The following is a 25,032-nucleotide window of genomic DNA, read 5'->3' as shown; positions in this document are numbered from 1 at the left end:
TGAGAGCTCGCCCCCTGTTCAACGCACCCTTCCCCGGGGCTTCAGCGGCGTCGCGGGCAGCGCCGGGGCGGGGAGGGGGGCGCCGTCGTAGCCCTTGACCTCGCCGAAGCGGGTGCCGTTCATCCAGTCCTCGCGGGCCTGTTCGATGTCCTGCTGGGAGCGGCCGATCCAGTTCCAGAACATGACGATCTCCTCCTCGAACGGCTCTCCGCCGAGGAGCATCAGGCCGGCGTCCGAGACCGCGCGCAGAGGGAGTTCCGTGCGGCCGCAGCCGAGGTAGAGCATCGAGCCGGGGAGCACCGGGACGCCGTCGACGCGGGCCTCGCCCGACATCGACAGGACCGCGTACTCGAAGTCCGGCTCCAGGGGAAGGTTTGCCTCCGTGCCCGCCGCGAGGGAGAGGTCGGCGCCGACCAGCGGGCTGTAGGTGGTGCCCGGGGACTCCGCGCCGTCGAGGGCGCCCAGGATCACCGTGGCCGTGAGGCCGGGAGCCGTGACCTGCGGGAGGCTCGCGTGGTGCTGAAAGTGCGGTTCGACGTGGCGGTGGGCGTCCGGGAGCGCCACCCAGAGCTGCGCGCCGTGGAGGAAGCGCGCGTGGGACTTCGGGCTCTCCTCGGAGTGGGAGATCGCCCGGCCGGAGGTCATCAGGCCCAGCTCTCGGGGGCGTACCGTCTGGAGGCTGCCCGTGCTGTCGCGGTGCAGGACCTCGCCCTCGTGGAGCCAGCTCACCGTCTGGAGCCCCATGTGCGGGTGCGGCGGGACCTGCATGCCCGGCTCGTCCGCGATGTCGTCGGGGCCGTAGTGGTCGACGAACGCCCACGCGCCCACCATGCGGCGGCCCAGGTTGGGGAGCAGGCGGCGGACCTCGGTCGATTCACCGAGCCGGACGTGGCGGGGGCTGAGGAGTTCCCGCACCGGCTCGGCGACGACGAAACCGCGGCCCCCGCAGACGGTGAGGGACGCCTCACGATCAAGATTGCTCATGGCGCTCAACCTATTCCTGTCCGAGCACGAGGTGGGGTGTGCCCACGCGAAAATAATAGTGGAATGTTCAACCATGTGGCGATGTTGACGCAGGTACCGCCCCACCGGGCGGCATGGACGGGCCCCTTCGAGGGAAACGGTGAGGGACAGCAAGTGGACGAGACCTACTTCGAGTTCGGGACGGCCGGCGAGCGCTGGGATCGCGCCCAGCTCTTCTTCGACGCCAAGGAGTACCTGACGGCCGCCCGCATCCTGCGCGGCCTGGTCGCCGAGCACCCCCAGCAGACCGCCCAGCGCCTGCTGCTCGCCCGCGCCTACTACCACTCGGCGCAGCTCACCCGTGCGGAGACCGAGCTGCGTGCGGTGCTGGAGCGCGACCCGGTGGAGTACTACGCCCGGCTGATGCTCGGGCGCACGCTGGAGCGGCAGGGCCGGGCCGCCGAGGCCGCGCCGCACCTGCGGCTCGCGGCCGCGATGGCCGGGGAGACGCCCGAGTGACCCCCGCGCGACGCGGCCGGTTCGCCTCGCGGTGACGGTGTCGCCTCCTGCGGGGCACCCCGGTCCGTTCGGTAAGGTCGTCGCGGGAGGTTCGAGCCATGCATACGGGACGGGTGGGACGCCGCACCGTACGAGCGGGAGGTGCCCTCGCGCACCTGCTGCTCGTCGTGGTGCTCGCGCTCGGCGTCTTCGTGATGCACGCGGTGGGTCATCCCGACAGCCCGTCGGACGCGGGCACGACCGGTACGAGCCATGCCGTGGCCCCGGAGTCGGCCCCTGAGCACCTGGTGCACGGCGAGGGTCCCGCCTCCTCGTCGCCGTCGCACGGCTCGGGGACCGGGATGGACATGGACATGTCCACGCTCTGTGTCGCCGTGCTCGGCATCTGGGCGATCGCCCGGCTCGTCCTCGCCGCCCTCCGCCGTCGTCCCGGCCGGCCCGCCCGGCTGATCGGCCAGCTCACTTCCGCGCTCGGGCCGAACGCCCCGCCGCGCCGGCCTCCCGACCTCGCTCAGCTGTCGGTCCTGCGGATCTAGGCCGTACCGCCACCGCGGGCGCCTCGCGCCGCCCGCAGACGCGTCCCTTCGGCCCATTCCGCGCGTACGCCCGTCGCGTACGCCTACCGACAGCACACGAGGTGTGACACACATGCCTACCTTCGACCACCCCGCCACCCGCAAGCTCGCCCTGGCCGGCGCCGTCGCCGCCGCCGGCCTTCTGCTCGCCGCCTGCGGCACCGACGACTCCGCGAGCAGCGAGGCTCACCACGGCGAGACCACGGCCTCCGCCTCCCCGTCCAGGTCCGCGACCGCAACCGAGAGCGCCGCCCCGGGCGCGTTCAACGACGCGGACGTGACGTTCGCGCAGCTGATGATCCCGCACCACCAGCAGGCCCTGGAGATGGCGAGGCTCGCCGACGGGCGGGCCGAGGACACCGAGATCAAGAGGCTCGTCGTCGACATCGAGAAGGCGCAGGGTCCGGAGATCGAGAAGATGAAGACCTGGCTCAAGAGCTGGGGCCGGCCCGAGTCCGCCGGTCACAACGGTCATGCCATGGCCGGGATGATGTCCGAGCAGGACATGAAGGCTCTCGCCGCCGCCAAGGGCAGTGCCTTCGACAGGAAGTTCGCGGAGCTGATGATCGCCCACCACGAGGGGGCGGTCGAGATGGCCGAGGCCGAGCGGAAGAACGGCCGTGACGAGACGGCCAAGAAGCTCGCCGACGACGTGGTACGGACCCAGTCCGCCGAGGTCGCGCAGCTGCGGAAGATCCTCGACCGGCTCTGACCGACCGCCGCGCGCGGACAGTCTCGCGGGTGCCCCCTCAGCCCTGAGGGGGCCACCCGCCCGGCCTCGGTCGCGGGATCGTTCGCCGACTCGCTCGCGGCCGCGGTCGGCGCCTCAGCCGTCCGCTCGGCGGCGGACCACCTCGCCGCCCACCACGACCGTCTCGGCCACCGTGCCGGGGATGTCCTCCGGGTCGATGCGGAGGATGTCCCGGGAGAGGACGACGAAGTCGGCGAGTTTGCCGACGCTCAGCGAACCGCGCTCGTCCTCCAGGAAGTTCGCGTACGCCGACCCCATGGTGTAGCCCTCGACGGCGGTGGCGACGTCGATCGTCTCCTCGGGCGTCCAGGGCTCCCCGCCGCCCCTCAGGGGGCGGCGGGTGACGGCCGTGTAGATGCCGACCATGGGGTCCATCTCGGCCACGTTCCAGTCGCTGGACAGGGCGAGGACGGCTCCGGCGGCGTGCAGGCTGCGCAGGGGCCACGCCTTGTGCCAACGGTCAGGGCCGATGTTCTCGGCCCAGTCCTGCCCCGGGCCCGCGATGTCGGGGGCGGCGTGACGGGGCTGCATGCAGGCGACCACGCCCAGTTCGGCGAAGCGCGGGGTGTCGGCCGGGTCCAGGCATTCGACGTGGACGACCTGGTGACGGGCGTCGCGCGGGCCGTTGACCGTACGGGCGTGGGCCACGGCGTCGAGCACCGTACGGATCCCGCGGTCGCCGGTGGCGTGGACGAAGCACTGGAAGCCGCGGGCGTCGAGGCGGGCGAGGAGCTCGGCGAACTCCTCCGGCGGATAGAAGGTGTCGCCGCGGTGGTGGCCGCAGCCGGTGTACGGCTCCAGGAGCGCGGCCGTGCGGGGTTCGACGACGTCGTCGATGTAGAGCTTCAGCGGCCCTACGCGCAGCCGGTCGTCGGCGTACGTGTCCGCCGCCGCCGAGAACTCGTCGAGATCGGTGTCGGTGGTGCCGCGCGGGTGGAAGAGGGCGGCGACGATACGGGAGCGGAGCCGGCCCTCGGTGCGGGCGCGCTCGAAGAGGGCGAGGTCGTCGAGGGAGTTCTGAGGCTCGACGACGGTGGTGATCCCGTATCCGATGGCGTCGTCGAGGCTCTTGACGAGCCTGCCGTACTGGCGGTCCGGCGCGGCCCAGGGTACGCCCAGCTCGCGCAGGGCCCGGTGGCCGTCCCGGGAGAGGCCCTTGACGGCGAAGTCCTTGACGAAGCCGGTCGGTTCGCCGGTCCCGGGGTCGGTGGCGGCTTCGCCGAACGGCAGGCTGGTGCGGCCCTTTCGGATGCCGAGGCTGCGCAGGGCGGCGGTGTTGAGCCAGGCGGTGTGCACGTCGTAGCTGAGGACGAGGGCGGGGGTGTCGCCGGTGACCGGGTCGAGGTCGGCGGCGGTGGGCATGCGTCCGCCGGGGATCGCCGAGTAGTCGAAGGCCTCCGCCTCGATCCACTCGGCGTCGGGATGGGCCGACCGCCAGGCGCCGATCCGCTCGTGGACCGCTTCGAGGCTCCGCGCGCCGGCAAGTTGGACGCAGTCGTCGTCGGACCCGAGGCGCACGTGGTTGTGGGCGTCGATGAACCCGGGGAGGACGAGCCGTCCGCCCGCGTCGATGCTCCGGGTGCCAGGTCCGGTCCAGTCGGCCGCGTCGGCGGCCGCGCCGAGCCAGATGATCCGTCCGTCGCGCACGGCGAGCGCCTCGGCCTCGGGCAGGGCGGGGTCGACGGTGTGGATGCGGGCGCCGGTGAGGACGAGGTCGGCGGGAGCACTGCTGTTCATGCGGGGGCTTCCTTGTCGTGCGGACGTGCCTGGGTGTTGAGGCTGAGCGGGCGTGTTACGGCTGGGCGGGGGCGGCGGGGGCCTCGAACCCCGGCGCGGGCGTGACGGCGCGGCGCGCGAGGAGGACGTACACGAGCGCCGAGACCACGGCACCGAGGAGCGTGAGGTCGGCACCGCCGAGCGGGGCGACGAGGGGGCCGGTCCAGAGTTCCGAGTCACAGGTGAGCGCGGCGAAGACCATGCCGGAGAGCAGGGCGGCGATACCGGCGGGGTGCCATCCGCCCCGGTACCAGTAGGGGCCGTCCGGCCCGGCGTGCAGAGCGCCGGAGGCGTAGGTGCAGCGGCGCAGGACCATGTCGGCGAGGAAGACGCCTCCCCAGGGGGCGAAGACGATGATCAGGAGGGAGAGGAAGGAGAGCAGCGAGGTGGTGAAGTCGGTGAGGAAGAGGGCGCCGAGCGAGCCGATCGCGGTGACGGCGGCGCTGATCACGATGGCGCGGGCGCGGGTCCAGGGGATGCCGAGCACCTGGAGGTTCAGGCTGGAGGAGTAGAGCGTGATGATCGAGTTGGTGACCGAGCCGCCGAGGACCAGGGCGAGGAAGAGGGGCTGGAACCAGCCGGGGAGCAGTCCTTCGGCGCCCGCGACCGCGTCCGTCATGTCGGCCTGCGTGGCGGCGGCGACGCCGGCGACGCCGAGGGCGACGGAGGAGAGGAAGCCGCCGAGCCCGCCGCTCCAGGTCAGGGCCCGCAGGGAGGTCGTACGCGGGAGGTAACGGGTGTAGTCGGCGGGCATGGGAACGTACGAGAAGGGGCCGGCGAGCATCACGACGAAGGCGAGGCTCCAGCCGGACGCTCCGGGCCCGGCCGCGGGGGCGGCGGTGTCGGTGCCGGGCAGGACGAAGGCGAGCAGGGCGACGAAGCCGACGACGAGGGCGTAGGCCATCCAGCGTTCGGCGAACTGGACGGTGGCGTGGCCCCAGAGCGCGACGGCGAAGGTCATCGCCAGGGTCACGGCCAGTGCGAGGGCGCGGGGGGCGTGACCGCCGCCCCAGCCGAGGTCGGCGAGGAAGGCTTCGAGGGCGAGGGTGCCGACGACCGTGTTGACGATGGTGTAGCCGATGGAGACGACCCAGTTGAGCAGTCCGGCGGGCCAGTTGCCGAGGACACCGAAGGCGGCACGGGAGATGACGAGGGTCGCGGTGCCGGTGCGGACGCCGCCGAGTCCGGCGGCGCTGATGACGAAGAAGGAGAGGCCGCCGATGACGACGACGGCGGTGGCCTGCCAGAAGGAGAGACCGAAGGCGACGGCGAGGGCGCCGTTGATCACGTAGGTGAAGGTCAGGTTGGAGCCGAACCAGAGCCAGAAGACGTCCTTGGCGCTGCCGTGCCGTTCGGCGTCCGGGATGGGGTCGATGCCGTGGCCCTCGACCTGGAAGACCTCGTCGCGGCCGACGTCCGCCGCTCGCGTCTGTTGCGCCATGCCCACTCCCAGAGTTTGAATGCCGTTCTATAAGTTAGAACGGCATTCAAGATGTGGGAGAGGTGACCGCCGCGTCAAGACCTCGGCGACCTGCGGTTAGAGTCGTGACGTCGGTGCGGGCCGACACGAGGTCGGTACGGGTGGGTCGCGGGCGAGAAAGGCGGAGCGGGTGGCAGGGGCGGCACGACGGCGCGACGGGCACATCACCCAGGAGCGGATGCTCGAGGAGGCCATGGCCGCCATCGCCGAGGGCGGCCTGGCCTCGCTCACCATGTCGGCGCTCGCGGAACGTCTGGGCACGAGCGGCGGCCACATCCTGTACTACTTCGGCAGCAAGGACCTGCTGCTGCTCGCCGCCCTGCGCTGGAGCGAGGCGGCCCTGGCCGAGGAGCGCCGGGCGCTGCTGTCCCGGCGACTGACGGCCGAGCGCAAACTGGACCTCTTCCTGCGGCTCTACCTTCCGCGCGGGCCCCGCGACCCGCGCTGGATGCTGTGGATCGAACTCTGGGCCCGCACCCCCGCGAACGACTCCCTGCGCGAGGCCCAGCGCGATCTCGACCGCGGTTGGCAGGACGATCTGGAGGCCCTGCTCGCCAAGGGGGTGACGCAGGCCCGTTTCGCCTCGCTCGACGCGGCCGAGGTGACCGCGCGCGCCTCCGAACTCCTCGCTCTCCTCGACGGGTTGAGCACACGGGTGGTGCTGGGCCAGGAGTCCGGGCGGGACGCCCGTCCGGCCCTGGAGACGGCCCGCGCGGCGGCGGCACTCCTGATCCCGAGAGCGTGAGGGGCCGGCGACGCGGAGGCACGCATCCCGCCTCACCGCTCAGGCGGGCGGCGGGTCCTGCCACGGCAGAGGCTGAACCGCCGTGAACGGCCAGTCCAGCGGGTCACGGTGGTGGCGGGACTGGTCCGCGTGCCAGAGGACCTGCTCGGCGTGGAGCACGGGGCGGGAGAGGCGCGCCAGGGCGGGGTAGGACGCGCCGATGACCTGGGCGAGGAGGAGCGTGGCCGCGGCGTCGGAGGCCGCGTCACCGGGGCGCTCGTGCGGGACGCCGTACCACGCGGTGACGGCTTCCAGGGAGCGACGGCCCGGGCGGTACCGGTCGGCGTGGCGGTCCAGGACCAGCGGGTCACAGACCGGAGCCAGCCCCGCGGGGAGGCGGTCGGCCGGCGGGGTCACACCATGCCTCAGGAACTCGGCGTGGAGGAGGGTCAGTACGTGCGGGGCGAACCAGACGACCAGCAGCTCCTTCGCGGCCAGGTGGTCGGTGAGCACACCGGCCAGTTCCTCCAACGCCTCGGGCGCGGGCACGCCTTCCGCCCGTGCCCGCTCGATCGTGACGCCGTGGCCCTTGCCGGGCGCCGCGGAAAGGAGATTGGATCCAGGATCCAACATCCAGTCACGGCTCGTGCCGTCGCTACCCCGGACGGCGGCTGTGAGCACCCGGTCGACCGCCGCCCGGTTGCCGGTGGTCGCGATGTCCAGCGCCATCAGGCGGCGGCGGTGCCAGCCCGGCAGGTCGCGGCGGCGCGGCGGCTGCGGCTCCCGCGCGTGCTCGGGGTGGAAGACCTCCCAGCCGCCTGTCGGACCGTGCCGGAGCACCCCCGTACCGGCCGGCACCACGGCCCCGCAGACGGCGCAGGGCCCGTCGTAGTCGTTGCTGAGCCGCGGCGCCCCGGCGCTCATGACGTGCCCGTGCCGTCCCGGTATGCCTCCAGGAGCCTCAACCAGGCCTCGCTCAGCGTCGGGTACGCCGGGACGGCGTGCCAGAGCCGTTCGATCGGGACCTCTCCGGCGACGGCGATCGTCGCCGAGTGGAGCAGTTCGCCGATGCCCGGGCCGACGAGGGTGACGCCGAGGACCGTCTCCCGGTCGAGGTCGACGACCATACGGGCGTGGCCTCGGTAGCCGTCGGCGTACAGGCCCGCGCCCGCCACGGCCGAGAGGTCGAGGTCGACGGCGCGGGCACGGTGGCCCGCGCGCTCGGCCTCGGCGAAGGAGAGACCGACCGACGCGGCCTCCGGGTCGGTGAAGACGACCTGGGGTACGGCGGCGTGATCGGCGGTCGCCGCGTGCGCGCCCCAGCGGTCGGTCTCCAGGCCGGAGTCACCGGCCGCGCGGGCGGCGATCGCGGCGCCCGCGATCCGCGCCTGGTACTTGCCCTGATGGGTCATCAGGGCGCGGTGGTTGACGTCCCCGACGGCGTAGAGCCAGTCGCTGCCGGTGACCCTGAGGCTGTCGTCGACGGGCAGCCAGGAGCCCGGCTCCAGACCGACGGTCTCCAGGCCGATGTCCTCGGTGCGCGGGGTGCGGCCGGTCGCGAACAACACCTCGTCGCCCTCGACATGGTCGCCGCCCTCCAGGACCACCGTGACCGGTCCGGTCCCCCCGTCCCGTACCACCGCGGTGACCGAGGCGCCCGTACGGACGTCGGCGCCGCGCTCGGTGAGGGCGTCCGCGATGTGCTCGCCGACGAAGGGCTCCATCCGGGGCAGCAGTCCCTGGCCTCGCACCAGGACCGTGACGTGTGAGCCGAGGGCCTGCCAGGCGGTCGCCATCTCCGCGGCGACCACTCCCCCGCCCACGACGACCAGCCGGTCCGGGACACGGTGCGCGCTCGTGGCTTCCCGGCTGGTCCAGGGACGAGCCCCGGTGAGGCCGGGGAGTTCGGGCAGAGCGGCGCGGGTTCCCGTGCAGACGGCGACGGCGTGCCGGGCGGTCAGCAGGTGCCGCTCGCCCTCGGAGCTCTCGACCGCCACCCTGCGGGGGCCGCTCAGGCGGCCGTGGCCCCGGTAGAGGTGGGCGCCGGTGGAGTCGAGCCAGCCGACGGCGCCGTCGTCCTTCCAGTCCGAGACGTAGTAGTCGCGGTGGGCGAGGACCGCGGCCGCGTCCAGCGGTCCTTGGACCAGTTGACGAAGGCCGGGCACCTTGCGGGCGTCGGAGCGGGCGATGGCCGGGCGGAGCAGCGCCTTGCTGGGCATGCAGGCCCAGTACGAGCACTCGCCGCCGACCAGTTCGCTCTCCACCACCGCCACGCTCAGTCCGGCCGCCCTGGCCCGGTCCACCACGTTCTCACCGACCGGTCCCGCTCCCAGGACCACCACGTCGTACTCGTGCTCCACCGCTCGCGTCATGGGGCCCAGTCTGGCGGCAGGAGTACGCGGTGGCCACAGGGGCAGGTGCGGTCGTGCGCGCACGGAACAGCGGTCGTGCGCGCACGGAATAGCGCGGCCCGATACGCCGTTGTGCGGGGCGAGTCCCGAGGGGACCGTGAGGACACCCGCCAGGAGACCCGGAGAGGTAGGAAGCATGAGCACTGTTGAGCTCACCAAGGAAAACTTCGACCAGATCGTGAGTGACAACGACTTCGTTCTGATCGACTTCTGGGCTTCCTGGTGCGGGCCCTGCCGCCAGTTCGCGCCGGTCTTCGAAGCGGCGTCGCAGCGTCACGAGGATCTCGTCTTCGCGAAGGTCGACACCGAGGCACAGCAGGAGCTCGCCGCGGCGTTCGAGATCCGCTCGATTCCGACGCTCATGATCGTCCGCGACAACGTGGCCGTGTTCGCCCAGCCCGGGGCGCTGCCCGAGGCGGCGCTGGAGGATGTCATCGGCCAGGCGCGCAAGCTGGACATGGACGAGGTGCGCAAGTCCATCGAGGCCGCCAAGCAGCCGTGATCCACCGCCGGTGAATGTCGGCGACCAGCTCGGAGGGGCGGTACGGGAATCATCCGTACCGCCCCTTCGCGTCAGCGCTCCAGGACCAGCGCGATGCCCTGGCCGACACCGATGCACAGCGCGGCGAGACCCGTGCCCGAGCCCGCCGCGGCGAGCTGGTGGGCCACCGAGCCGGCGAGCCGCGCGCCGGAGGCGCCGAGCGGATGGCCCAGCGCGATCGCGCCGCCGCGGGGATTGACGATCTCGGGGTCGAGTTCCGGCCACTCGGCGAGGCAGCCGAGGGCCTGGGCGGCGAATGCCTCGTTCAGCTCGAAGGCCGTCAGGTCGGCGAAGGACCGGCCCGCCTTCTCCAGCGCGCGGCGCACCGCCTCGACGGGGCCGAGCCCGAAGAGCTGGGGCTCGATGCCGGTGACGGCGGAGGCGCGGATGCGGGCGAGCGGCTCGCGTCCGGTCTCCCGCAGGCCGTCCTCGTCGACGAGGAGCAGGGCCGCGGCGCCGTCGTTGAGCGGCGAGGCGTTGCCCGCCGTGACCGTCCCGCCGTCGGGGCGGAAGGAGGGCTTCAGACGGCCGAGCGCCTCCAGCGAGGTGGTGTCGCGGATGCACTCGTCACGGGCGAGCTCCACACCGTCGTACGGCACGACCTCGTCGTCGTAGAGCCCCTTCCCCCACGCCTCGGCCGCCTTCCGGTGGCTGGCCAGGGCGAAGACGTCCTGCTGCTCGCGGGTGAGGGCGTGCTTGTCGGCGACCAGCTCCGCGCCCTCGCCGAGCGCGACCGTCCACTCTGCGGGCATCCGCGGGTTGGTCATGCGCCAGCCCAGCGTCGTGGAGTGCAGCTGCTGGTGACCGGCGGGGAAGGCGCGTTCGGGCTTCTGCAGGACCCAGGGGGCGCGGGACATCGACTCCACGCCGCCGGCGATCGCGACGGAGGCGTCGCCGAGCGCCACGGCGCGGGCGGCCTGGATCACGGCTTCGAGCCCGGAGCCGCACAGGCGGTTGACTGTGACGCCGGGGACGGAGGTGGGGAGGCCGGCGAGCAGGACGGCCATGCGGGCCACGTCGCGGTTGTCCTCGCCGGCGCCGTTGGCGTCGCCGAGGTAGACGTCGTCGATCCGGGCCGGGTCGAGGGCGGGGGTACGGTCCACGAGCGCCTTGACCACATGGGCGGCGAGGTCGTCGGGGCGTACGGACGAGAGGGCGCCTCCGAACTTGCCGATCGGCGTGCGAACGGCGTCGACGATGTAGACGTCGCGGATACTCATCGGTTCTCTCCCACGTGACGACGTGTGTCCTTCGAACGTGAAGGTGTTCGCCTGGTGAATTATCCTTCGGTGGCGTGCGTCGCCGAGTCTCCGCCCGTCGTGCGCTTCCTGTCAACGGGCCGGAGAGCGATGGCTGGTGGGTACAACCGATACCGCCGCCCGCCGCGCCCGCGGACACGCCGACAGGCGCGACGAACGCCGCGGTTCAGCCTCCGGTCGTACGACGGATCAGCGCGGTGAGGCCGTAGTCGAGCTCGCGGCCGTCGACCAGCAGCGCCTCGACCGTGCGGGTCTCGGGGTCGATGTCGGCGACGATGCCGTGGCCTTCGTAGCGCGGATAGCCCGACGCCCCCTGCCGGCCCGTGGCCTCGACCACCGCGGACCGTACCGCCGTGTCCTCCACGGAGGCACCGCCACGGTCCTCGACGTGCTGGGGGACCAGCAGGATCTCGAAACGCTGGGGAACTCTGCTCATGCCTCGACGCTAAGCGCTCAGCTGGACTCCCGCCGGACGACTCGCGAGGCCAGCAGGTCCCGCGCCTCCGGTACGGACTCCGGGTCGCGCACCGCGCTGTCGACCAGCTCCGCGAGGTGCCGGCCGATCACCATGTCGATCTGCACCGTGCTCAGCCGGGGCCGGAGCAGCCGCCCGAGCAGCAGATCGTCCGAGCCGACGACCGCCGTCTCCTCGGGTACGGAGATCCCCGCGTCCTGCAGCGCCCGCATCAGCAGCATCGCGTACTCGTCGTTGTACGCGAAGACGGCGTCGAGACCCAGGGCGCGCCAGCGTCCGGCCAGCTCGTTCGCCGAGTCCTCCTCGTACCTCAGCGGCAGCGGCACGACGGTGGCGCCGGTCCCCGCCACCGCCTGCCGGGCGCCCTCGAGGCGGCGTTCGGCGAACATCTCCAGCCCCGGTTCCTCGGGGACGACCACGCCGATCCGGCGCCGACCCACCTCGACCAGGTGTTCGGCGGCGACCCGGCCCACCCGCCCCTGGTCCATGACCAGGGCGTGCGCCCCCTCCACGCGCTGCGAGCCGAGGGTGATCACGGCCTTCGCCCCGGAGCGCTTGAGGATCTCCACGCCCTGCGGGGTCAGCTGGACCTGCCCGAGGGAGACCACCGCGACGGGGCGCAGCTCCGCCCAGGCGCGGGCGGCCTCGTCCGCCTCGAGGCCGAGGCTGCCGTACTGCACGACCGTGTAGTCGAGCCTGCGCAGGGACCACTGGAGCTCGTTGAAGAACTGGCTGTAGAGCGGGCCGATCGGCACATGGGCGGTCGGCAGGAGGACCATCCGGCTGTGGCCGGCGCGCAGGCTGCGGGCGGCGGCGTGCGGGACGTACCCCAGCTCCTCGGCCGCCTCCCGGACGCGCCGACGGGTCGGCTCGCTGATCCGTACGGCCGCGGTGTTGTTGAGCACGTACGACACGGTGGCCCTGGACACGCCCGCGAGCCGCGCGACATCGGCGCTGGTCGGGACAGAACGTTCGGCGGACTGTTCGGTTGGCTTCCTCATCGCTCCGGCATCCTTCCAGACCGGTCCTGCCCGGAGTCTGGCGGATGGCCTGATTCGAGTGCTACACAGTGCTGACACGTGTCACTGACACGTGTCATCTCTCCTCTTCCCCTTCCGCTCCCGCCCCCTCGTCGGGCGATCTCCCCAGGAGGGCACTGTGGCCCTTTCCTCCTCCGACACCGGTGCCGGTACCGGCCCCGGCACCCCCTCGGCACCCCGGCCGACGACCCGTGGACTGCTGCCTCTGCTGCTCACCGGCAACACGGCGTTGTACGCGCTTTACGTCGGCGTCCCCGGCATGCTCCTCGCGCTCCAGATCGAGGACATCGATCCCGCCGACAAGGTGGCCAACTTCGGCCTGGTGTCCGGCGTCTCCGCCGTCTTCGCCACCGTCTTCAACCCCGTGGCCGGCGCGCTCTCGGACCGCTCGGGGCGCCGCAACCCGTGGATCCTCGCGGGCGGCCTGCTGGCGATACCCGTGATGTTCCTGCTCGGAAGCGTCCACACGATCCTGCTGGTCATGATCGCCTGGTGTCTGGGCCAGGCCGTCATGAACATCTACCAGGCCGCCATCACCTCGGTCGTGCCCGACCGGGTGCCACCCGGCTCGCGCGGCAAGGCCTCGGCGGCCGTCGGCCTCGGCCTCCCCATCGGCTCCGTCATCGGCGCCCTGCTGGGCGCGGCCTTCTCGGAGAACTACCGCGCCGGTTACCTCGTCCTCGGCGTGATCGTCGCGGCCGCCGCCGTGCTCTTCACCGCCTGCGCCCGTGAGGAACGGATGCCCGCCAAGGCTCCGCTGCCGGTCAGGACCCAGATCGCCGCCTTCGGCAGCGCGCTGAAGGACCACGACTTCCGCTGGGCGTTCATCGGCCGCGCGCTGCTGGTGCTGGGCTACTTCGCGGTCGCCGGCTTCCAGCTGTACATCCTCAAGGACCACACGGAGCTGCCGGCCGGGCTCGCGGCCGAGGAGGCGGTCGCGATCCTGATGCCGCTCAACGCGGTCGCGATGGTGGTCTCGACCGTGCTCGGGGGCTGGCTCTCCGGCCGCTACGACCGCCGCAAGCTCTTCGTCGGCACCTCCGCCGCGCTCGCCGCCGCCGCGCTGGTCGTCCCGGCCGTCTCGACCGGCTGGACGGCGATGCTCGTGTTCTCGGTCGTCAACGGCCTCGGCTTCGGCTGTTACATGGCCGTGGACACGGCGCTGGTCACCATGGTCCTGCCGAAGACCGAGGATTCGGCCCGCGACATGGGGGTGCTCAACGTCGCCAACGCCGGACCGCAGATCGTCGCCCCCTTCGTCGCCTCGCTCATCGTCTCGGCGAGTGGCGGATACACAGCCCTGTTCGTGGTCGCGGCCGTACTGTCGGTCCTCGGAGCGCTCGCCGTGCGCCCCGTCCGTACCGTGCGCTGAACGACACGGCGCCCCTTCCCGAAAGGCATCACCGTGCGGTTGCACACCACCACCTGGGGATCCGGCGACCGGATCGCGCTGCTGGTCCACGGAATCATGGCCGACCACCGCACGTGGCGGCGGGTGGGACCGGCCCTGGCCCAGCGCGGCTACCGGGCGATCGCCGTGGACCTGCGCGGTCACGGCGCGAGCGACCGCGCCGATGGTCCCGAGGCGTACACCCCTCAGGACTACGCCGACGACCTGGTCGAAACCCTGCCCGCCGGAGCGGAGTTGGCCCTCGGGCACTCCCTCGGCGGACTCACCCTGGCCGCCGCGGTGGAGCGACTCGCGCCGCGGCGCGTGGTCTACTCAGACCCCGCCTGGCATCTGCCGGCCGGGGAGAACGGATACCGCCCCGAGTTCTTCACGCAGGCGAAGCTCCTGACCCGCGACCACATCCGGAGCTTCAACCCCCGCTGGGCGGAGGAGGATCTCGACATCGAGATCGAGACGGTCCGGCTCTGGGACGAGCGGACGGCCCACGGTCTGGTGGAGTTCGCCGGGCGGGACATGTGGCCGGTCGAGCCGCTGGTCCCCTCGCTGGTCACGCTCGCCGACCCGAGCGTGGTGGTCTCCCCCGAGAACGCCCGGATGCTCGAGAAGCGCGGTTTCACGCTCCGTACGGTCGCCGGCGCCGGACACACCATCCACCGGGACGACTTCGACGGGTTCATGACCGCTCTGGAGGGCTGGATCTGACGTACCTTCTGTTCATGGACGACGTCTCGATGGTGGGATTGCTCGGCCGGGTGACCGGCACCGTCGGGCCCGGTCTCGTCGGCGAGGTGATCGTCCGGATCCGTGGCGGGGCAGAGCACTTCCTCGCGTATCCCGCCGCCCCGAAGGACCGGATCGAACCGGGGACGGTCGTCACGGTCGTGGAACATCTCCCTCCCCGCACCGTCTATGTCACAGCCCTGTACGACAGTTGACCGAAGCATTGAGCGTCGGGCGCCCTGGGCGCACACTCCCTTCACCGGATCCGCCCGGCTCCGGTGAAGGGGGAGCTGCCCATGGGCATCGCCATCCTGGCGGGCGGCGCGATCGGCGCCGTCGTCGTACTCATCGCACTGTTCAAACTGATGTGGCGCGTCGCGGAACCCAACGAGGCACTGATCATCTCCGGTTCCAACCACAAGATGGAGGGGCTCGGCGAAGGCATGGGCTTCCGGATCGTCACCGGGCGCGGCACCCTCGTGCTGCCGGGCGTCCAGGCGGTACGGAAGCTGTCGCTCGACCTCAACGAGACCCAGCTGCAAGTCGAATGCGTCACCCACCAGGGAATTCCGCTCAAGGTCCGCGGTGTGGTGATCTTCAAGGTCGGTGACGACTTCGTGTCGATCGCCAACGCGGCCCGCCGCTTCCTGGACCAGCAGAAGCTCATGTCGGAGCGCGTGCACATCGTCTTCGCCGGTCATCTGCGCGCCATCGTGGGCGGGTTGACGGTCGAGGACATGATCCGTGACCGGGAGAAGCTGACCGGGCAGGCACGTTCGGCCTGTGGCACGGAGATGGAGAAGCTCGGTCTGATCGTCGACTCGCTGCAGATCCACGAGATCGAGGACCCGACGGGTTACATCAAGAACCTGGCCGCGCCGCACGCGGCGGCCGTCCAGCGGGACGCCCGGATCGCGCAGGCGGAGGCCAACCGGCGCGCGACCGAGGCCGAACAGCAGGCGGCGGCCCGGATGTCGGAGGCGACCCGGGACAGCGAGATCCTTCAGGCCGGCTATCAGGCCGAGCGGGACCAGGCGTCCGCGAAGGCCCGGCAGGCGGGTCCGCTGGCGGAGGCCGGGGCGCGCCAGGAGGTCGTCGTCCAGGAGACGCGGGTCGCCGAGCTGGAGGCGCACCGCAAGGAGCAGCAGCTCCAGGCGGAGGTCCGCAAGCCCGCGGACGCCAAGGCGTACGAGATCCGGACCCGGGCCGACGCCGAGCGGGACGCGCGGATCTCGGCGGCGCAGGCCGAGGCCAAGGAGACCGAGCTGGCGAGTGCCGCGCAGGCGACGGCGACCCGGCTGACCGGTGAGGCGGACGCGGCGGCGCGGCAGGCGAAGGGGCTGGCGATCGCCGAGGCGACCCGGGCCAAGGGGCTCGCCGAGGCGGAGGCGATCAAGGCGCGTGCGGCGGCGCTGGCCGAGAACCAGGAGGCGGTGGTCGCGCAGCAGTTGGCCGAGCGGTGGCCGGAGATCGTCGAGGCGGGCGCGTCCGCCTTCGGCAACGTGGACCAGATGGTTCTGCTGAACGGCGCCGACGGCATGGCGGAGATGTTCGCCAAGGCGCTGACCATGGGCGGGACCGGGCTGGGGCTGGCCCGCCAGCTGCTGTCGACGATGAATCCGGGTGCGGCGGGCACGCCGGCCGGTCCGCCTTCGGTGAACGGTGCCGCTCCGCCCGCTCCCCGGGCGGAGAAGATCACGGTCGGCGACGACCGGGAGTAGCCGGGCGGCTGCCCGTGCGCGTGAGGCCGGGCCCGGCGCCGTGTGTGGCGTCGGGCCCCGGTCACGGGCGCGGGCCCGGCGGGATCGGCCGGTCGTCAGTTGTGGCCGAACCTGCGCTCCTTCTTCTGCGAGGGCTGCGGCAGCAGCGGGCGCGGGGGCTCGCCCACGGCCGACCTGCCGCTCTCTTCCTTCGCCGTCGCCTTGTGCTCATGGCCGCCCGTGCGGGCGCCATGGTTCACCCGGGTCTGTTTCTTGCCCACGATCGTGCCTCCTGTAGCGGATCGGACGATGGGCCGTCTTCAGCCTCGCACGCGGGTACGAACGGCGCATGTCAGACGCGGGGCGCGCCCTGGGCGAGGACCGGCCAGAGCGCCGGGTCCTCGAAGTTCAGGGCCCACAGGGCGGTGTGCACGATGCCGTACCGGCGCAGTACGGGCAGGTGGCCGGCGACGCCACGAGCGTCCTGATACCAGACCTCACGGGTGCGCTCCCCGTCGGAGTAGGTGAAGTGCGGGGTGCTGGAGGCGGGGTCGAGCCGGTACGGGACGTGGTGCGCGCGGCGCAGCGCCTCGGCCTCCTTCCAGGTGACGTGCGTGGCGCCGGTGCCGTCGGCGTCACGGCTGACGGCGGTGCCGGTGGCGGCGGTGGCCGTGCGGGGACCGGCGGAGGGCCAGTCCCAGCCGTAGGCGGGCAGGCCGACCTCGATCCGCTCCGGCGGGACGAGCGCCGTGGCGGTCCGCAGCATCTCGTCGTACCACCGCGGGGTGGACAGCGGACCGGCCGGGCCGCCCGCCCAGTGCAGGTTGTAGCCCATGATCCGCACCCGGTCGGCGACCTTCCCGAAGGTGGCGTAGTCCCAGACGCGGCCGCCGGTCGCGGTCTTCGGCATGACGGTGACGACGCAGGTCCTGGCGCGCGCGTGGAGGCGGGCGCAGACGTCGGTGACCAGGGCCGCGTATCCGTCCCGTACCGCCGCGTAGGTGGCGTCGCCGGTGGTCGCGAGGGACTCGTAGTCCAGGTCGAGCCCGTCGTAGTCGCGGCTGAGGGCCGTGGTGAGGAGGGCGTCCGCGTGGGCGGCGCGCCGGGCCGGGTCCGTGACGACGGCGGCGAGGGCGCCGGGAGGCAGGGACTCCATGACGGTGGGCACGACGTCGATACCGGCCCGGTGCAGGCCGTCGATGACGACCCGGTCACCCGCGCCGGTGTGCGGGGCGATCCGGTCGGCGGCCTTCGTCTCGTACCAGAACGGGCTGACGGTGTGCAGCTGGTCCGCGTGACGCAGGGCGTTCTGGTAGGCGGCCTCCTGGTCCCAGTAGGGCAGCCAGGCGGAGACGCTGCGGCGGGGCGCCGGCTCCTCGGCGGCGGCCGGGTGGGGGGCGCCCCACAGGAGCGCCGGCAGGAGAGCGAGCAGCACGGTCAGGAGGACGGTGGTACGTGAGGGTGTCGCGAGGGCCATGGCCCGAGCCTCCTGGCCCGGCCGGCGGCACGCTCGGCGGACTGGGCCGTCCAGCTGTCACGGCCGCCCCGAGCCCACCCGCCCGATGACGGCCTCCCCCGTCAGGGGGAGAGGAGGACTCGCCGGAACGCGTCCAGGGTCGTCGCGGCCGCCGTCCGGTCGAGGATCGCGAAGACGGCCTCGTCGAAGTGGCCTGCGAACCGGCCACCGTCCATGAGCAGCGTCCGGAAGACGGCCGCGACCTCGGCTGGGTCGTTCTCGAAGACTCCGCAGCCCCAGGCCCCGAGCACGAGCCGCCGGTAGCCGGCCGCCACCGCCGTCTCCAGGACTCGTTCGGCGCGGGTGGCGAGGACGGCCGGGATCCGGTCGGCGAGCTCGGGCGTCCGCCGGCGGACGACGCCCGCGTTGGGGGCGGGCGAGGTGAGGAACCCGACCGTGAACGGCTCGTCCAGGAGTCCGCCGCGGTCGTCGCGGAAGACCGGCACACAGGGGGAGTGGATCACCCGGTCCGTGTAGAAGGCGTCCCTCTCGGCGCGGTGGTGGGCGTAGTACTCCGGCACGCGCAGCAGGGTGGTGTAGAGGGCGGAGGCCCGGCAGAGCGCCTCTTCCTGGGCCTGGGCGCCGTTGAGGTAGCCGCCGCCGGGGTTGCGGGCGGAGGCGAAGCTCAGGACCGCGACCGGGGCCGGGTCGGCCCGGACGAGCCTGCGGGCGGCGACCAGGCTGCTCTCGTCGGTGACCTCGACGGCGGTGGTGCGGTCGGTTTCCGGGGTCACGGGAACGGGTTCGGGTCCGTAGAGCCGCGTGCCTTCCAGGGCCGCGGTCAGCTCCGCCTCGATGGACACCGTCCGGCCACCGGGGGCCCGGTAGCGGCCCCCCTCGACGATGTCCTCGGTCTGCTTCGCGATCCCCCGCAGTCGTGCGCTCATGCCGGCAAGCTTGATCGACTTCGTTCCTCCGCGGCAACGGGATATTCACCGCGAGGCCGGTGGGGCGGTCTTGCACGCCCGTCGGTGGTGGCTTTAGGTGGAATCAGCGCCTTCCAGGACTGGAGGAACCGAATGTCGTCGAACGGCATACCGTCGAGCGGCCCGCCCCTCACCGAGGACGAGGCCGAGGATCTGCTGCGATGTATCTGCTTCAAGACGGGCCCGCCCCGCACCGTCGGGGTGGAGGTGGAATGGCTCGTTCACGAGCTGCGTGACCCGCGGCTTCCCGTCCCACCGCACCGACTGGCCTCGGCCGTCGACACCGTACGGGCATTGCCGCTGGCCTCGGCGCTGACCTTCGAACCCGGCGGACAGCTGGAGCTCAGCTCGCCGCCCGCCGCCTCCCTCATGCAGTGCCTGGACACCGTCACGGCCGACCTCCACGCCGTACGGGAAGCCCTCGGCCGGAGCGGACTCACCCTGAGCGGCTACGGGGTCGACCCGTGGCAGGCGCCGCGCCGACGGGTGCTGCACGAGCCCCGTTACGACGCGATGGAGGCCTTCTTCGACCGCACCGGGCCCGCCGGCCGGGCCATGATGCGCGAATCGGCCTCGGTGCAGGTCTGTCTGGACGCCGGTCACGAGGAGCCGGGTCCGCTCGGCTACCACCGGCGTTGGCAGTTGGCCCACCTGCTGGGCGCGGTCCTGGTGGCCGCGTTCGCCAACTCCCCCCTCCACGGGGGCCGCCGCACCGGCTGGCGCTCCACCCGGCAGGCCCTGTGGACCGATCTCGACCCGGCACGGGCGCTCGCGCCCCCGGCGGACGGTGAGCCGCGCGCGGTCTGGGCGGCGCACGTGCTCGACGCCCCGGTGATGTGCGTACGCGGAGACGAGGCGCCGTGGGAGGTGCCGGAGGGGCTGACGTTCCGGGAGTGGCTGCGCACCGGCCGGCCCCGGCCGGCCGACGAGGACGATCTGCACTACCACCTGACGACCCTCTTCCCGCCGGTGCGGCCGCGCGGGCATCTGGAGCTGCGGATGATCGACGCACAGCCGGGGGCCGACGGCTGGATCGTGCCGGTGGCCGTGACCACCGCGCTGTTCGAGGATCCGGAGGCCGCCGAGACCGTCTACCGTGCTGTCAAGCCCCTTGCGGAGCAAGCCGGTTCGCAGGCAGCGCCCCGTAATCCGCTCTGGCGGAACGCGGCCCGTGACGCGCTCTCCGACCCCGATCTGCACGCCGCCGCCCTGGTGGCGTTCCCGGCCGCCCTGGAGGCGCTCCCCCGGATCGGGGCGAGCGACGCCGTCCTGCGGGCGGTGGCCGCCTTCCACGAGCGGCACGTGATCCCCGGAGGCTGTCCGGCGGACGAACTCCAGGAGGTGGCGTCATGACCGCAACCGATCCCGCTACCGTGGCCGATCCCGCGGACCTGCGGCAGCGGGCGCTGGCCGCGCTGACCACCGCACGCGAGCGCACCGCGCTGCTCACCTCCTGCGTCGAGGACGACGAACTCGCCGCGCAGCACTCCCCCTTGATGTCCCCCCTGGTGTGGGACCTGGCGCACATCGGCAACCAGGAGGAGCAGTGGCTGTGGCGGGCCGTCGCCGGACGTGACGCCCTGCGCCCGGAGATCGACTCGATCTACGACGCCTTCGAGCACCCGCGCGCCACCCGTCCGAACCTGCCGCTGCTGCCGCCGGCCGAGGCGCGCGCCTACGCGTCGGACGTACGGGGCCGGGTCCTGGACGTCCTGGAGCGCACCCCGCTGGAGGGCCGCCCGCTGGTCGAGGCCGCCTTCGCCTTCGGGATGATCGCCCAGCACGAACAGCAGCACGACGAAACCATGCTGATCACCCATCAGCTGCGCAGGGGGCCGGCGGCACTGAGCGCTCCCCCGCCCCCGGCGCCGAAGACCGGCCCGCTTCCCGCCGAAGTCCTGGTCCCCGGCGGGCCGTTCACCATGGGCACCTCCGACGAGGCCTGGGCGCTGGACAACGAACGCCCCGCGCACACCCGGGTCGTCCCGGCCTTCTTCATCGACACCGTGCCCGTCACCAACGGCGCCTACATGGCCTTCGTCGCGGACGGCGGCTACACGGACGAACGGTGGTGGCAGGCGGAGGGCTGGGACCAGATCCGGCGGCACGGCATCGAAGCCCCCCTGTTCTGGCACCGCTCGGGCGGACAGTGGCTGCGCCGCCGGTTCGGGGTGACGGAACCGGTGCCCGAGGACGAGCCCGTGGTGCACGTGAGCTGGTACGAGGCGGACGCCTACGCCCGGTGGGCCGGACGCAGGCTGCCCACGGAGGCCGAGTGGGAGAAGGCGGCCCGCCACGACCCCGCGACCGGACGCTCCCGCCGCTACCCCTGGGGCGACGCCGACCCCGCGCCCGTGCACGCCAATCTCGGTCAGCGGCACCTGCGACCGGCCGCCGCCGGAAGTTACCCCGAGGGCGCCTCGCCGCTCGGCGTACGGCAGTTGATCGGGGACGTGTGGGAGTGGACGTCCAGTGACTTCCTGCCGTATCCCGGGTTCACGGCCTTCCCGTACAAGGAGTACTCGGAGGTCTTCTTCGGCCCGGCGCACAAGGTGCTGCGGGGCGGGTCGTTCGCCGTCGACGCGGTGGCCTGCCGGGGCACGTTCCGCAACTGGGACCTTCCGGTGCGCCGCCAGATCTTCTCCGGATTCCGCACCGCACGGAACGCGGAGCCGGTCTGATGTGCCGCCATGTGGCCTATCTCGGTGAACCCGCGACCGTCGGGGAGCTGGTGATCGGGCCGGAGCACGCCCTGTACCGCCAGGCGTGGGAGCCGCGCACGCAGGAGAGCGGTGTGGTGAACGCGGACGGGTTCGGCGTCGGCTGGTACGCCGACGGCGATCCGGTCCCGGCACGCTATCGCCGGGCTGTCCCCATCTGGGCCGACCCGTCTCTCACCGACCTCGCGCGGGTGGTTCGTACCCGTGCCCTGCTCGCCGCCGTCCGGGGCGCCACCCTGCCCGGCGCCGACGGGGAGGCGGCGGCGGCCCCGTTCTCCGCCGGGCCGTGGCTCTTCAGCCACAACGGCGCGGTCGGCGGCTGGCCCGGCTCGATGACCGCCCTGGCCGCCGAACTGCCGCCCGAGGAGTGGCTGCGCCTCGAGGCGCGGACGGACTCGGCCCTGGTGTGGGCGCTCGTGCTGCACCGGCTGCGGGCCGGCGACGAGCCGGGACCGGCACTCACCGACACCGTACGGGAGACCGCCGGCGCGGCCCCCGCCTCCCGGCTGAACCTGCTCCTCACGGACGGCTCGCGGATCACCGCGACGGCCTGGGGCAACTCCCTCTGGTACCTGACCGGGCCCGACCGGAGCGGTGCGCCGCGCACGGTCGTGGCCTCCGAGCCGTACGACGACGATCCGCTCTGGCGCGAGGTGCCGGACCGCACCCTGCTGTCCGCCACCCGCGCCGACGTCACCCTGACCCCGCTCAAGGAGCCCTCCGCGTGAGCCCCTTCCAGCTGACCCGCACCCTCCCCGAGGACGCCACCGACGCCGATCTGCGCGCCGATGTGCTCCACGGGCTGACCCGCATGCCCAAGGAGCTGCCGCCGAAGTGGTTCTACGACGCGCGCGGCAGTGAACTGTTCGAGGAGATCACCCGGCTCCCCGAGTACTACCCGACCCGCGCCGAGCGGGAGATCCTGATCAACCGGGCACCCGAGATCGCCGCGGCGACCGGGGCCCGGACGCTGGTGGAGCTGGGTTCCGGCTCCTCGGAGAAGACCCGGTTCCTGATCGAGGCACTGCTGCCCGGTCTCGACAGCTACGTACCGGTGGACGTGAGCGAGAGCGCGCTGACCGGGGCGGCCGAGGCGCTTCTCGCTGAGCGGCCCTCGCTCCACCTCCACGCCCTCGTCGCCGACTTCACACGGGGGCTGGCGCTGCCCGGAACGCCGGGGCCGCGTCTGGTGGCGTTCCTCGGGGGCACGATCGGCAATCTGCTGCCCGCTGAGCGCCGGGTGTTCCTGCGCTCGGTGCGGGCGATGCTGGCGCCGGGCGACGCGCTGCTGCTCGGCACGGACCTGGTGAAGGACGAGGCGACGCTGGTCGCCGCGTACGACGACGCCGCCGGGGTGACGGCCGCGTTCAACAAGAACGTTCTGGCGGTGATCGCCCGGGAACTGGGCGCGGACGTGCGGCCGGAGGACTTCGACCACGTCGCGGTGTGGGACCGGGAGCGGGAGTGGATCGAGATGCGGCTGCGGGCCCGTCACGCGCTCACCGTGAAGATCCCCGAGCTGGATCTGGTGGTGCCCTTCGAGGCGGGTGAGGAGGTACGGACGGAGGTGTCGGCGAAGTTCCGTCAGGCCGGCGTACGGGACGAGCTGACGGCGGCGGGACTCGAGTTGTCCCACTGGTGGACGGACGAGGAGGGGCGGTTCGCGCTGTCGCTGGCGACCGCGCGCTGAACCGCCTGAATCGCGCGGACCTTCGAGGCGCTGTCGCCGGTGACGGCGTACTGGGCGGCCCGGGCCAGGGAGCGGCGGTCCGGATACTGGACGATGGATATCGGATCCAGTATCCGGATCTCCGCGGTCAGTCCACCGGCCGCCGCGATCCGCCACAACGAGGCGCCGAGCGGATCGTCCCCCACGAAGGCGGCGGGTCCGATGGGCCGGTACTCCAGCCGTACGGGCTGCACGGCGGCGGAGGCGTCCAGGGCGGCCTGGAAGGCGGCCGGTCGGAACGCGCCGCCCGCCCGGCCGCACCACGTGGACCCCTCGGGGAAGACGATCACCCGGCCGCCGGCCGCGAGAGCCTGGGTCATCGTGCGGACCAGCTCGGGCAGGGTCCGCAGCCGGTCTCGGTCGATGAACAGGGTGCCGCCCAGGGCGGCGAGCGCCCCGAGGACGGGCCAGGCCCGCACCTCCCGCTTGGCGAGCATGCGGCCGGGCAGGACGGCGGCGACGAGCGGGATGTCGAGCCAGGAGATGTGGTTGGCCACGACCAGCAGGGGGCCGGTGGGGGCCGCCGGAGCGGCACCCGTGATCCGCAGGCGGACGCCGAAGGCCCGGATGACCGCCCGGCACCAGTGGCGGACGAGGCTTCGTCTGGCGGCGGCCGGCAGCGGCACGGCCAGGTGTGCGAGCAGCAGGCCGGTGAGGACGACGCCCAGGCCGGTGACCAGCCGGACCACGGCGAGAAGAGGGCGGACGGTGGCGGAGCCGGGGCCCGGGTGCGGGGCGCACCGGCCCGGGGTACAGGGCGCTGTGGGCAGCCACGGCGAAACGGTGCGGGCCCTGTTCACCGCGGTGCGAGGGAGAGGAAGTGGCGCAGGTAGCGGGGGTTGGTGTTGCGCAGCGACAGCAGGACGTAGAGGTCGGCGACCCCGAAGTCCACGTCGTGGGCGGGTGCTCCGCAGACCCAGGCGCCGAGCCGCAGATAACCGCGCAGCAGCGGGGGAAGCTCGGTGCGGCCCGTGGGGCGGGCGATGCCGTCCGGGGTCCAGAGCTTGTGCGGGGTGACCCAGTACTCCTCGGGCGCGAGGTGCTTGGTCCTGACGGTGTCCCAGGTGGCGGCGGCGAGCGTGCCGCCGTCGGCGAGCGGTATCGAGCAGCAGCCCGCCAGCCAGTTGTGGCCGGTGCGGGTCATGTAGCGGGCGAGTCCGGCCCAGATGAGGGCGATGACGGCGCCGTTGCGGTGGGCGGGGTGGACGCAGGAGCGGCCGACCTCGACGAGGTCGTCGCGGACGGGGTCGAGCCGGCCGAGGTCGAACTCGCCCTCGGAGTAGAGGCGTCCGGCGACCCGGGCGCGCTCGGGCGGCAGCACGCGGTAGGTGCCGACGACCTCGCCGGTGGCCTCCTCGCGTACGAGCAGGTGGTCGCAGTACGCGTCGAAGGCGTCGGTGTCCAGGCCGGGCTCGGGCCCGTCGAGGCCTGCTCCCATCTCCCCCACGAAGACCTGGTGCCGCAGCCGCTGGGCGGCGCGGACGTCCTCCTGGTCGCGCGCGAGGCAGACGACGTAGCGGGGCTGCGGCCCGGTGGGAGCCGCGGGTCGCGCCGGGACGGCGGCAGGAGCGGGGAGACCGGCCGGAACGGGTACAGCGGGTGCGACGGCGACTGCGGGCGACGGTGCGGGCATGTCGGGCTCCTCCGGTGCGCGGAAGGGGGACGGTGAGGGCCGGACCACCGCCTGAGCTGCGGTCCGGCTCCTTACTTCTTCCGTGACCGACTGGATTCGACATGACCTTTCGGCGGATCGCGGGTGTGGATGCGCTGAATGCTGTTCGGCGCGGTTTTCCGCC

The 25,032-nt window shown here is 72.8% G+C and carries 26 protein-coding genes; 13 read left to right on the top strand and 13 right to left on the bottom strand.

What is annotated here, in order from left to right; all coding sequences use genetic code 11:
* Positions 1–18 precede the first annotated feature (18 nt).
* Positions 19–984, bottom strand: coding sequence for a pirin family protein (locus tag IE136_RS07550; protein WP_158992616.1), 966 nt, complete (start codon positions 982–984; stop codon positions 19–21).
* 153 nt (positions 985–1,137) lie between these two features.
* Here IE136_RS07550 and IE136_RS07545 point away from each other — a divergent pair, with 153 nt between their 5' ends.
* The 3 genes from IE136_RS07545 to IE136_RS07535 all read left to right on the top strand — a co-directional run bounded on the left by IE136_RS07545 (position 1,138) and on the right by IE136_RS07535 (position 2,769).
* Complete coding sequence (locus tag IE136_RS07545) at positions 1,138–1,482, top strand: tetratricopeptide repeat protein (RefSeq protein WP_158994915.1); 345 nt, start codon at positions 1,138–1,140, stop codon at positions 1,480–1,482.
* Between the two features lie 98 nt (positions 1,483–1,580).
* Positions 1,581–2,018, top strand: a complete 438-nt coding sequence (locus IE136_RS07540; RefSeq protein WP_189599885.1) for a DUF6153 family protein — start codon at positions 1,581–1,583, stop codon at positions 2,016–2,018.
* A 112-nt stretch (positions 2,019–2,130) separates the two neighbouring features.
* The gene (locus tag IE136_RS07535) at positions 2,131–2,769 is read left to right on the top strand and encodes a DUF305 domain-containing protein (RefSeq protein ID WP_189599884.1); all 639 of its coding nucleotides are present in this window, start codon (positions 2,131–2,133) and stop codon (positions 2,767–2,769) included.
* 114 nt (positions 2,770–2,883) lie between these two features.
* Here the strand turns inward: IE136_RS07535 and IE136_RS07530 are convergent, their stop codons facing one another.
* Both IE136_RS07530 and IE136_RS07525 read right to left on the bottom strand, forming a co-directional pair.
* On the bottom strand, positions 2,884–4,545 hold the full coding sequence (locus IE136_RS07530; protein ID WP_189599883.1) for an amidohydrolase: 1,662 nt from the start codon (positions 4,543–4,545) through the stop codon (positions 2,884–2,886).
* 55 nt (positions 4,546–4,600) lie between these two features.
* Positions 4,601–6,025, bottom strand: coding sequence for a purine-cytosine permease family protein (locus IE136_RS07525; protein ID WP_189599882.1), 1,425 nt, complete (start codon positions 6,023–6,025; stop codon positions 4,601–4,603).
* A gap of 169 nt (positions 6,026–6,194) precedes the next feature.
* Here IE136_RS07525 and IE136_RS07520 point away from each other — a divergent pair, with 169 nt between their 5' ends.
* The gene (locus tag IE136_RS07520) at positions 6,195–6,809 is read left to right on the top strand and encodes a TetR/AcrR family transcriptional regulator (RefSeq protein WP_189599881.1); all 615 of its coding nucleotides are present in this window, start codon (positions 6,195–6,197) and stop codon (positions 6,807–6,809) included.
* A gap of 39 nt (positions 6,810–6,848) precedes the next feature.
* On the opposite strand, the gene IE136_RS07515 is transcribed toward IE136_RS07520, so the two are convergent.
* Both IE136_RS07515 and IE136_RS07510 read right to left on the bottom strand, forming a co-directional pair.
* A complete protein-coding gene (locus tag IE136_RS07515) occupies positions 6,849–7,712 on the bottom strand; it encodes a 3'-5' exonuclease family protein (protein WP_158992604.1) in 864 nt (287 codons plus the stop codon).
* On the bottom strand, positions 7,709–9,160 hold the full coding sequence (locus IE136_RS07510; RefSeq protein WP_158992602.1) for a dihydrolipoyl dehydrogenase family protein: 1,452 nt from the start codon (positions 9,158–9,160) through the stop codon (positions 7,709–7,711). Before IE136_RS07510 ends, IE136_RS07515 begins: the two co-directional genes overlap by 4 nt.
* A gap of 175 nt (positions 9,161–9,335) precedes the next feature.
* Here IE136_RS07510 and trxA point away from each other — a divergent pair, with 175 nt between their 5' ends.
* Complete coding sequence (gene trxA, locus IE136_RS07505) at positions 9,336–9,701, top strand: thioredoxin (protein WP_158992600.1); 366 nt, start codon at positions 9,336–9,338, stop codon at positions 9,699–9,701.
* 71 nt (positions 9,702–9,772) lie between these two features.
* Here trxA and IE136_RS07500 read toward each other — a convergent pair whose 3' ends face one another.
* The 3 genes from IE136_RS07500 to IE136_RS07490 all read right to left on the bottom strand — a co-directional run bounded on the left by IE136_RS07500 (position 9,773) and on the right by IE136_RS07490 (position 12,475).
* Positions 9,773–10,960 (bottom strand): thiolase family protein, encoded by a 1,188-nt coding sequence (locus tag IE136_RS07500; protein ID WP_158992598.1) that lies wholly within the window; start codon positions 10,958–10,960, stop codon positions 9,773–9,775.
* A 205-nt stretch (positions 10,961–11,165) separates the two neighbouring features.
* Positions 11,166–11,435, bottom strand: coding sequence for a hypothetical protein (locus IE136_RS07495; RefSeq protein ID WP_158992596.1), 270 nt, complete (start codon positions 11,433–11,435; stop codon positions 11,166–11,168).
* A 17-nt stretch (positions 11,436–11,452) separates the two neighbouring features.
* Entirely contained in the window at positions 11,453–12,475 is a 1,023-nt protein-coding gene (locus IE136_RS07490) for a LacI family DNA-binding transcriptional regulator (protein WP_189599880.1), read from the bottom strand.
* 157 nt (positions 12,476–12,632) lie between these two features.
* Between IE136_RS07490 and IE136_RS07485 the strand changes: the two genes are divergently transcribed.
* The 4 genes from IE136_RS07485 (at position 12,633) to IE136_RS07470 (ending at position 16,366) form a co-directional block, all read left to right on the top strand.
* Positions 12,633–13,886: an MFS transporter gene (locus IE136_RS07485; protein ID WP_189599879.1), complete on the top strand. Its 1,254-nt coding sequence runs from the start codon at positions 12,633–12,635 to the stop codon at positions 13,884–13,886.
* Between the two features lie 33 nt (positions 13,887–13,919).
* Complete coding sequence (locus IE136_RS07480; RefSeq protein WP_158992577.1) at positions 13,920–14,627, top strand: alpha/beta fold hydrolase; 708 nt, start codon at positions 13,920–13,922, stop codon at positions 14,625–14,627.
* A 14-nt stretch (positions 14,628–14,641) separates the two neighbouring features.
* Positions 14,642–14,860, top strand: coding sequence for an NfeD C-terminal domain-containing protein (locus IE136_RS07475; RefSeq protein ID WP_189599878.1), 219 nt, complete (start codon positions 14,642–14,644; stop codon positions 14,858–14,860).
* A gap of 81 nt (positions 14,861–14,941) precedes the next feature.
* Positions 14,942–16,366 (top strand): flotillin family protein, encoded by a 1,425-nt coding sequence (locus IE136_RS07470; RefSeq protein WP_189599877.1) that lies wholly within the window; start codon positions 14,942–14,944, stop codon positions 16,364–16,366.
* A gap of 95 nt (positions 16,367–16,461) precedes the next feature.
* Here the strand turns inward: IE136_RS07470 and IE136_RS07465 are convergent, their stop codons facing one another.
* From IE136_RS07465 to IE136_RS07455, 3 genes are all read right to left on the bottom strand, one after another.
* Positions 16,462–16,626, bottom strand: a complete 165-nt coding sequence (locus IE136_RS07465; RefSeq protein ID WP_189599876.1) for a hypothetical protein — start codon at positions 16,624–16,626, stop codon at positions 16,462–16,464.
* 71 nt (positions 16,627–16,697) lie between these two features.
* Positions 16,698–17,822: a glycosyl hydrolase family 18 protein gene (locus IE136_RS07460; protein WP_189599875.1), complete on the bottom strand. Its 1,125-nt coding sequence runs from the start codon at positions 17,820–17,822 to the stop codon at positions 16,698–16,700.
* 101 nt (positions 17,823–17,923) lie between these two features.
* On the bottom strand, positions 17,924–18,748 hold the full coding sequence (locus tag IE136_RS07455) for a TIGR02452 family protein (protein ID WP_189599874.1): 825 nt from the start codon (positions 18,746–18,748) through the stop codon (positions 17,924–17,926).
* Positions 18,749–18,880: 132 nt separating this feature from the next.
* On the opposite strand from IE136_RS07455, the gene egtA reads away from it, so the two are divergent.
* The 4 genes from egtA to egtD are packed head-to-tail and all read left to right on the top strand — an operon-like array spanning position 18,881 to position 23,197.
* Complete coding sequence (egtA, locus tag IE136_RS07450; protein ID WP_189599873.1) at positions 18,881–20,140, top strand: ergothioneine biosynthesis glutamate--cysteine ligase EgtA; 1,260 nt, start codon at positions 18,881–18,883, stop codon at positions 20,138–20,140.
* The gene (gene egtB, locus IE136_RS07445; RefSeq protein ID WP_189599872.1) at positions 20,137–21,468 is read left to right on the top strand and encodes an ergothioneine biosynthesis protein EgtB; all 1,332 of its coding nucleotides are present in this window, start codon (positions 20,137–20,139) and stop codon (positions 21,466–21,468) included. Before egtA ends, egtB begins: the two co-directional genes overlap by 4 nt.
* A complete protein-coding gene (egtC, locus tag IE136_RS07440; RefSeq protein WP_189599871.1) occupies positions 21,468–22,235 on the top strand; it encodes an ergothioneine biosynthesis protein EgtC in 768 nt (255 codons plus the stop codon). The genes egtB and egtC overlap by 1 nt, the downstream gene beginning before the upstream one ends.
* Complete coding sequence (gene egtD / locus IE136_RS07435) at positions 22,232–23,197, top strand: L-histidine N(alpha)-methyltransferase (RefSeq protein ID WP_158992563.1); 966 nt, start codon at positions 22,232–22,234, stop codon at positions 23,195–23,197. The genes egtC and egtD overlap by 4 nt, the downstream gene beginning before the upstream one ends.
* On the opposite strand, the gene IE136_RS07430 is transcribed toward egtD, so the two are convergent.
* On the bottom strand, positions 23,092–24,036 hold the full coding sequence (locus tag IE136_RS07430) for a lysophospholipid acyltransferase family protein (protein WP_189599870.1): 945 nt from the start codon (positions 24,034–24,036) through the stop codon (positions 23,092–23,094). The genes egtD and IE136_RS07430 overlap by 106 nt on opposite strands.
* Positions 24,033–24,869 (bottom strand): GNAT family N-acetyltransferase, encoded by an 837-nt coding sequence (locus IE136_RS07425; protein ID WP_158992559.1) that lies wholly within the window; start codon positions 24,867–24,869, stop codon positions 24,033–24,035. The genes IE136_RS07430 and IE136_RS07425 overlap by 4 nt, the downstream gene beginning before the upstream one ends.
* Positions 24,870–25,032: the final 163 nt, after the last annotated feature.

It is taken from the genome of Streptomyces lateritius, assembly GCF_014649715.1.
GTDB classification, from domain to species: domain Bacteria; phylum Actinomycetota; class Actinomycetes; order Streptomycetales; family Streptomycetaceae; genus Streptomyces; species Streptomyces lateritius.
This window is presented reverse-complemented; position numbering and strand designations above follow the sequence as displayed.